Annotated in this window: 4 protein-coding genes; 2 read left to right on the forward strand and 2 right to left on the reverse strand. The window is 69.6% G+C overall.

The genetic code is table 11. The features are described from left to right. Positions 1 to 660, reverse strand: a 660-nt coding sequence (locus WA805_RS20880) for an AfsR/SARP family transcriptional regulator (RefSeq protein ID WP_425243164.1), incomplete at its 3' end; no start/stop codon positions are given. 94 nt (positions 661 to 754) lie between these two features. Between WA805_RS20880 and WA805_RS20885 the strand changes: the two genes are divergently transcribed. After that, entirely contained in the window at positions 755 to 1,114 is a 360-nt protein-coding gene (locus WA805_RS20885) for a cupin domain-containing protein (protein WP_425243165.1), read from the forward strand. Positions 1,115 to 1,390: 276 nt separating this feature from the next. On the opposite strand, the gene WA805_RS20890 is transcribed toward WA805_RS20885, so the two are convergent. After that, complete coding sequence (locus WA805_RS20890; RefSeq protein WP_422286808.1) at positions 1,391 to 1,576, reverse strand: hypothetical protein; 186 nt, start codon at positions 1,574 to 1,576, stop codon at positions 1,391 to 1,393. Between the two features lie 86 nt (positions 1,577 to 1,662). Between WA805_RS20890 and WA805_RS20895 the strand changes: the two genes are divergently transcribed. Then, positions 1,663 to 1,902 carry a hypothetical protein gene (locus tag WA805_RS20895; protein ID WP_425243166.1) on the forward strand — a complete coding sequence of 80 codons (240 nt, stop codon included), beginning with the start codon at positions 1,663 to 1,665 and terminating at the stop codon, positions 1,900 to 1,902. Positions 1,903 to 1,971: the final 69 nt, after the last annotated feature.

Here is a 1,971-nt window from a genome sequence, read left to right on the forward strand (position 1 = left end):
GTCGGCGAACCGCTCCCTTGCGGCGGCGTAGCGGGACAGCGCGGCTGCCGCCGGGCCGCCGAGCACGTAAGCCCGGAGCAGGAGGCGCAATGCGACCTCGTCGTAGGGGTCCCGCTCCAGTGCGGCGGTCGCGGCGTCCACGGCGCCCACCCAGTCGCCCGCCGCAAGCAGCGCGGAAGCCGCGACCCGCCTCGCACGGCTGATCAGCCGGTCCAGTTCGCCGCGCCTGAGCCGGGCCCACTCACCAGGTACCGGGACGGACCCTGCGCTGTCCAGCAGCGACAGCGCGACGCGGACCGCGGCGGCCGCACCAGTCACATTCCCCGCGCCTTGCCGCCGCTCCGCCTCGTCGGTGAGCGCGGCCAGCTCGGTGGCGTCGAGCCAGTCGGCGCGCAGCAGGTAGCCGCCATCCCGGTGCTCGATCCGCTCCTTGCCGAGCACCGAACGCAGGCGGCTCATCAGCACCGCGAGCTGCTCGCCCGGCCGGGCCGGCGGATCATGCTCCCACAACGCGTCGACGAGCACGTCCGACGGCACCACCTGCCCGGCGCCGAGGGCCAGGTGCTGCAGCGCCAGCCGCGCCTTCCTACTGCCGAGTGCCTGCGGCTCGACCCCGTCCACGCCGAATTCGCCGAGCACGCGGACGGCCAGCGACTTCATGCGGCTATCAAACATCGGTCACGGCGCGCGCTGCAATCTGGTTGCAAGCGCCGTCGGCCACGCTGAAGGACAGGACGAGTCAACGGAGGTCATCGTGAGCGACAAGGCAGAGCAGAAGAGATTCGGAACACCGGACGAGACCCGCACGTTCGAGCGGGGCACCCTTGACCTGCTGCGGATCGGCGGCGCCGAGATCGGCAGGCTTACCCTGCAGCCCGGCTGGCGCTGGTCCGAGCACGTGAAGCCGCTGGCCGGGACCGAGCTGTGCGAAGCGCCGCACTTCCAGTACCACGTGAGCGGCACGCTGCACGTCGTGATGGCCGATGGTGCCGAGTTCGACGCGAAGCCCGGCGATGTCACCGCTCTGCCGCAAGGCCACGACGCCTGGGTGGTCGGCGAAGAACCGGTGGTCGTGGTGGACTGGTACGGCGCCAGCAACTACGCCCGCACGTAGCACGGGGATCACCGCGAGGTTCGACAGTGCGGAACGGGTACCTTCGGCCGCGGGCGGGCCATGAGCAGAAGATCGTGCGGGATTTGCGCCGGAAACCGGCACGCGATCCCGCATGCTAATTCCATCATGCCGATAACAGCAAGAAGCGGCTGGGCCGCCAAAGATTGTGGGGACTTTAGCCGGGTTTTTCCTGACTAACTTCCCACAATGATTCCGCCGGGCTGATAACAGCAAGAAGCGGGGCCATCGCCGCCAAGCCTAGATGCCCCGCTGTCCTCAGCCCTGGGCGGGAGTGACCTCGAAGACCGCGACGTATGGGACCGCGGCGGCGAATCCCTTCGGGGTGCGCTCCGGCGCGACACCGATCTGCTTGAGGAAGGACGCGGCGCCCCGGTTCTCGGTGCCGAACGCGACCACCACCCGTTCCTTGAGCGCGGGGTCCGTCACCTCGGTGAGCCGCACGCGCGTCGTGGTCCGCCCCGAGGTCAGGGAGCCCGCCCCGGCCGCCCGTGCGTTGCGGGACCAGTCCGAGGTGCTGATCCCCGGCGATGACGTACCTCTTGCCGTCCACCACCCAGGGCGTCACGGGGGTCGAATGGGGCCGGCCCGATCTGCGCCCGGCCACGGTGATGATGCTGACCGGGCCGGCCTTGACGCCCCGCCGGGTCAGGAACTTCAGCACCACGTTGACGACCGGCACATACCTCGGGATGCGCGGCTCCATGCCCTCATCCTCGCACCGGACCGACTGCGGGCATCCGGCCGGGCCGACCTTGACTGTCCGGTAACCCCGGATTAACGTCGTGCGGGAATGCGCTAGGAGGTCAGGTCATATGCTGAGCAGCCAGCGTAATAAG

The organism is Trebonia sp. (genome assembly GCF_049794275.1).
Lineage (GTDB): Bacteria > Actinomycetota > Actinomycetes > Streptosporangiales > Streptosporangiaceae > Trebonia.

Coding starts and splice junctions, on each gene's coding strand:
- WA805_RS20895 (WP_425243166.1), top strand. CDS start 1,663: ATGACGTACCTCTTGCCGTCCACCACCCAGGGCGTCACGGGGGTCGAA.